We start from the raw sequence: 6,000 nt of genomic DNA, 5'->3' as shown, positions 1-6,000 counted from the left end.
GACCGCCCTTACCGATGGCAATGGAGAGATACTCAGCATTGACAATCACCTCCATGGACTGATTGTCTTCATCAATAATAACCCTTGCGATTTCAGCCGGGGACAGGGCATTGCAGACAAATCTTGCAATGTCCGGGCTCCACTGAACAATATCGATTTTCTCGCCCCGCAGTTCCTGAACAATATTCTGAACCCGGTTGCCCTTAACCCCCACACAGGCGCCTACAGGGTCCACATCGGAATCAATGGAGGAAACAGCAATTTTTGCCCTTACGCCGGGCACCCGCGCTGCAGCCCGGATGGAAACAATGCCTTCGGCCACCTCCGGCACCTCGGTTTTAAACAGTTCAACCAAAAATTCCGGATGGGTTCGGGATAAAACAATCTGGGCACCTTTGGATTCTTCCAGCACATCAAGGACAAAGGCGCGGATCCGGTCCCCCCGTTTATAGCTTTCCTTGGGCATCTGCTCCCTTGGCCGCAGTACAGCCTCGGCCTGGCCCAGATTAACAATGATGGCGCCCCGGTCAAACCGCTGGACAATGCCGTTGATTATTTTACCTTTTTTATGGATGAAATTCTCATACACGGCATTACGCTCTGCTTCCCGCATTTTCTGTATGATCACCTGCTTGGCGGACTGGGCTGCAATGCGGCCAAACTCTTCGGTGTCAATTCGAATTCCCAAAGAGTCCCCGATTTCACATCCTGGATCAAATTCAAGCCCTTCCTCCAGAGTCAACTCGCTGTCCGAATATTCGACATCTTCAACAACTTCTTTAAAATGGAAAACTTCGACATCTCCGCTTTTTTCATCATAATGGACTTCGATGTCCGCCCTTGGGCCGATCTTTTTTCTGGCGGCAGAAACGATGGCCTCTTTCAAGGTATGAATAAGGATTTCCGCATCAATACCCTTTTCCCGGCTTACCTGATCAATTACCCTTTTTATATCTGTAATAACCATGTTAAATGTTCTCCATTCTTACTGACCTGCAAGGATTGCTCTCATGATATTGGTTCCCAAAATATCAAAGGACCTGCCGTCAACTGCAATCGTCACAGAATCATCATTTGTTTTCTCGAGAATCCCGGTGAACTTTTTTCTTCCCTCCATGGCTTCATGGGTTTCAATTTTGACACGTTCACCCTGGAATCTGATAAAGTCCTCCTTTTTCTTCAAAGGGCGGCGTGGACCGGGGGATGATACTTCCAGGCGGTAAGGGCCGATATCTTCAATATGGATATCGATCAGATCCCCAAGTTCCCGGCTGACAGCTACGCAGTCATCTAGGCCAACCCCTTTGGATTTGTCCATATAAATCCGGACAAATTTCTGCCGGTTATGGACAACACATTCAATATGAACAAGTTCCAGCCCCAAAGAATCAATCAGGGGCTCGGCCACAGCCTGAATCTGTTGTTCAACGCCACCGGGTTCTTTGATGTTTATAAATGCCATATCCTGCAGCAACCGTCGTCCTTTTTCCACAAATACAAAAACGGGCAGAGCCCGTTCCCGATAGTAAAACACTTAAAAATCCTCACCAAAATATCAGGTTCAGATCATATCTTTTCCCTAAACAAATGGAACAAATCTACCAGCCAATACCAAATTATTTTGGAGCGGGCAACGAGGCTCGAACTCGCGACATCAAGCTTGGGAAGCTTGCACTCTACCAACTGAGTTATGCCCGCATTTTAGCAGCCTTTTATAACAGGGCATATTAAATTTGTCAATACCCTTAATAACCGCCCTTTTTCCATCTAACACCGATTTTCCCGGGGTCAATGGCAACCGTTTAAAAATTATCCGGGCAGGTCAGCCTGAAAATCATTAATAATCTTTTGGGACAGCTGCTCATGAATCTTTTTAATACTGTTTTCTGTCAGGGTTTTTGACCCAGAGCGGTAAATAATCCTGAATGACAGGGACTTTTTATCTTTACCAATATTCTGGCCTTCAAACACATCAAAAAGGAAATAGTCTTCGATCAGACCCTGTTTTTGGGCAAAGGCGGAAATGGCATCCATCATGGCACCAACCTCAACACGCTTTGACACAATAACGGTCATGTCCCTGGAAATTGAAGGGAATCTGGGCAGTCCAACCGCCTGGATAGCCCGGGGAAGCACTTTTTCAAGACTACCCATGTCCAGGTCAAAAAGATAAGCATCCTGCTTCAAACCAAAGGCCGCGCCCACACCTGATGCGATTTTGCCAAGCGTACCAAGGACCAGACCGTCTTTCACCACCCTGGCACCATACCCCGGCTCAAAATAGGGACAGGTTCCGGTTCTTTCATAAATAACACCGGCAATCTGAAAGGACGCCAGCAAACCCTGCACAACACCCTTAAGATCAAAGAAATCCACGGCTTCCTTTTTGGAATACCAGGTCTGGTCCCAGCGGTATCCGGTAATCAGCCCTCCGATCACCTCGACTTCCTCGGGCTGCTCGCCCGGTGTCATATCAAAAAAGATTTTTCCGATTTCAAACAACTGAAGCGTATCCACCTGTTTGGATGTGTTCCTGGCCATGGCTTCCAGCAATCCGGGCACAATGGATGTCCTGAGAACGGCCATCTGGTCGGAAATGGGATTTAAAATTTCGACCATCCGGGTTCTTTTGTCCGGATCTTCAATGCCCATACGCGCACAGGCATCCTTGCGGATAAAATTGTAATTGATGGCCTCACAAAATCCAAACCCGGTCATGGCCTGGCGGATTTTACCGCGCAGCACCAGCCGGTCGGCCAGAGGCCGTCCTTTGGCTGTTATCAGAGGATAGCTGGTTTCAATTTTATTATATCCCCACAACCGGGCCACTTCCTCGGAAAGATCCTCGGGCCGGGCCACATCAACCCTGAAGGAGGGGACATGAACCTGCAGAAGCCCGTCTTCCTCTTTGTCCGCTTTTTTATCTACGCAAAAGTCCACAGACTCCAGAATTTTTGCCATCTCATCTGCGGAAAAAGAGGTCCCTAACCGCACATTCAACGCTTTGGGGCTCAAATCAATGATAACAGGCCGGGTTTTGACGGGGTTCTCATCAATAATTCCTTTGGCAATGGTAGCCGAACAGAACTGAGCCATTAATGAAACAGCCCGTTTCAGGGCAAACATGGTGCCCAAGGGATCCACACCGCGCTCAAACCGATGGGAGGCATCCGAGGCAATCCCCGTCTTTTTGCCGGTACGCCGGATGGACACGGGATTAAAATAGGCACTTTCCACTAACACCCGGGTGGTCGCATCCGTAATTTCAGAATTCTCGCCGCCCATGATACCGGCAATACCCACAGGCTTTTCCCCGTCACAGATCATGAGCATTTCGGGATCCAGCTTGTGGACTTTCGAATCAAGGGTTGTAAACTCAAGCGGTGCATCGCCGGGTTTTCCGGCTGTTCTGACGATGATTTTGCTTTTGGCAATATTGTCATAATCAAAGGCATGCAACGGCTGTCCGGTTTCCATCATGACAAAATTGGTGATATCCACTACATTATTGACACAAGAGAGTCCAACAGCCTCAAGGCGCTGTCTTAACCAGAGCGGAGACGGGCCGACCTTGACGTCAAACAGCATGCCTGCGGTATATCTTGGACACAATTGAGGATCTTCAATCTGGACAGAGACAAAATCGTGGATATCCCGGGCATCCGTTTTGGTTTCCGGGAATGTCACGTCCGGCAGGGTTACCTTATTTCGGGGTTCGGTAAACGCCCCGATTTCCCGGGCCACCCCGATAAGACTCAGGCAGTCAGGACGGTTGGGCGTCAGATCAATCTCAAGGACAGCATCCGTCAGTTTCAAGGCGGATTCAAGGGGGGTCCCGGTAACAAGTTCGCCGTCAAGATCCATAATGCCGGATGCATCATCAGCAAGCATCAGTTCAGCAGCCGAACACAGCATGCCATGGGACGGTTCGCCCCGCAGCTTGCTTTTCTTGATTTTTAAATCACCGGGCAGCACAGCACCCGGCAGGGCACAGGCGACATACATGCCTTCCCTGACATTGGGTGCGCCGCAGACAATGGGAGAAAGCTCTCCTTTTCCAATATCCACGGTACAGCAGGTAAGCTTGTCAGCACCGGGATGCTGTCTTGCCTGTACAACCTGGGCCACGATCACATTGTCCAGGTAATCATAACGCCTTTCCACCCCATCCACTTCAAGACCGGCCATGGTCAGCCTGTCGGATAAATCCTTGGGATCAAGATCAATGGGGATGTATTCACGCAACCAGCTTAAACTGACTTTCATAATTAGAACTGCCCTAGAAAACGCACATCGTTTTCAAAATATTTTCTGATATCATCAATTCCGTACTTGAGCATGGCAACCCGCTCCATACCAAGGCCAAAGGCAAACCCCGTATACTTTTGGGTATCATAACCGACATTTTCAAACACAGCCGGGTGAACCATACCGGCACCTAGAATTTCAATCCACCCGGTCTTCGAACATACCCTGCAGCCTTTGCCCTTGCACATGACACAACAGATATCGACTTCGGCACTGGGTTCGGTAAAAGGGAAGAAACTGGGCCTGAACCGCAACGACGTATCCTTATCAAAAAACTGCTGAACAAAAGTGGTCAGCACCCCTTTAAGATCCCCAAAGGAAACATTTTTGTCCACCATCAGGCCTTCCACCTGATGAAACATAGGGGTATGGGTCAAATCCGAGTCACAGCGGAACACCTTGCCCGGGGAAATAATGCGCACAGGCGGCTCGTTTTTTTCCATCACCCGAGGCTGGGAACCTGATGTATGGGTTCTCAAAACAATATTTTCAGACACATAGAATGTATCCTGCATGTCCCTGGCCGGATGATATTTGGGGATATTCAAAGCCTCGAAGTTATAATAATCAGTCTCGACTTCCGGACCTTCGGCAATGTCAAACCCCAGACGCAAAAAAATACCGCAGATCTCGTCAATCACCTGGGTAATGGGATGCAGGGCTCCTTTTTTCACCATACGACCGGGCAGGGTGATGTCAATGCCTTCAGCACCTCCTGCTGCACCGGCTTCCAGTTTAGACTGGGCCTGACTTATCGCTTTTTCAAGCTTTCCCTTGAGTAGATTACCGTTTTTCCCTGCATCAGGGCGTTCACCCACCGGAAGGGATGGGATATTACGCAAAAAAGCGGTGAGTACCCCCTTGCGGCCCAGAAAATGAATGGAAACCGACTCAAGGGTTTCCTTTGAATCTGCTGTGCTGATTTCTTCCAGGGCCTGTTTTTCTATGTCTTGGAGATTATTTTGCAAGGTTCCCCCGAAAATACGCTTTAGTTCAATTTGGCAGACGCCTGGGAAGCAAGCTGGGAGAATCCGGCGGGATCCGATACTGCCAGATCTGCCAGAACTTTTCTGTCCAGTTCACTGCCGGCAAGTTTCAACCCGTTAATGAACCGGGAATAGGACAGCTCATTCATCCGTGCACCGGCGTTGATACGTACAATCCATAATTTCCTGAAATCTCTTTTTCTTGCCCGGCGGTCTCTGTAGGCATACATCAACGCTTTGTCCACCGCATCTGCAGCGGTTCTGTAGAGCTTGCTTCTTCCACCCGTGAAGCCTTTTGCCAGTTTGAGCACCTTATTGCGGCGGCGCCTTGCTTTGAATCCTCTTTTAACTCTCATCTCTTCTACACTCCTTATAAACCATCAGCCAGCCGGCAGACTGGCCGGCTTCCATTTCAATATTAAAAAACGATGTCAGGCTCAATTAGTGCCTAAACGAAAACCCAGTGTTCACACGAATCAGCCGTAAGGCAGCATCCGGCGGACTTCTTTCATATCAGACCCGGCAACAATCTGGGGCTGACGCAGACTTCTTTTCCGCTTGGTGGTTTTTTTGGTCAAAATGTGGCTGGCATGGGATTTGCGGAATTTGTATTTGCCTGACCCGGTTTTTTCAAACCGCTTGGCAGCCGCACGGCATGTCTTGATTTTTGGCATAACTCAATCTCCTGAAAGTTCAAACTATTATA

The 6,000-nt window shown here is 48.9% G+C and carries 6 protein-coding genes and 1 tRNA gene; all 7 read right to left on the bottom strand.

The window, feature by feature from the left end:
* Nucleotides 1–967 (bottom strand): transcription termination factor NusA (gene nusA, locus AB7U36_RS00580; RefSeq protein ID WP_428157851.1); only part of this gene is annotated, 967 nt, incomplete at its 3' end.
* Nucleotides 968–985: 18 nt separating this feature from the next.
* Nucleotides 986–1,534, bottom strand: coding sequence for a ribosome maturation factor RimP (gene rimP, locus AB7U36_RS00575; RefSeq protein ID WP_428157850.1), 549 nt, complete (start codon nt 1,532–1,534; stop codon nt 986–988).
* Between the two features lie 88 nt (nt 1,535–1,622).
* Nucleotides 1,623–1,698: transfer RNA gene (locus tag AB7U36_RS00570), tRNA-Gly, on the bottom strand.
* A 111-nt stretch (nt 1,699–1,809) separates the two neighbouring features.
* On the bottom strand, nt 1,810–4,266 hold the full coding sequence (gene pheT / locus AB7U36_RS00565; RefSeq protein WP_428157849.1) for a phenylalanine--tRNA ligase subunit beta: 2,457 nt from the start codon (nt 4,264–4,266) through the stop codon (nt 1,810–1,812).
* A gap of 2 nt (nt 4,267–4,268) precedes the next feature.
* Nucleotides 4,269–5,276: a phenylalanine--tRNA ligase subunit alpha gene (gene pheS / locus AB7U36_RS00560; RefSeq protein WP_428157848.1), complete on the bottom strand. Its 1,008-nt coding sequence runs from the start codon at nt 5,274–5,276 to the stop codon at nt 4,269–4,271.
* A gap of 20 nt (nt 5,277–5,296) precedes the next feature.
* Nucleotides 5,297–5,650, bottom strand: a complete 354-nt coding sequence (gene rplT, locus AB7U36_RS00555) for a 50S ribosomal protein L20 (protein ID WP_428157847.1) — start codon at nt 5,648–5,650, stop codon at nt 5,297–5,299.
* Nucleotides 5,651–5,770: 120 nt separating this feature from the next.
* Nucleotides 5,771–5,968: a 50S ribosomal protein L35 gene (gene rpmI / locus AB7U36_RS00550; protein ID WP_004071481.1), complete on the bottom strand. Its 198-nt coding sequence runs from the start codon at nt 5,966–5,968 to the stop codon at nt 5,771–5,773.
* Nucleotides 5,969–6,000: the final 32 nt, after the last annotated feature.

This window comes from Desulfobacter sp., assembly GCF_050177295.1.
Note: the sequence above shows the minus strand (reverse complement) of the source record. Positions and strands in the feature narration are given on the sequence as shown.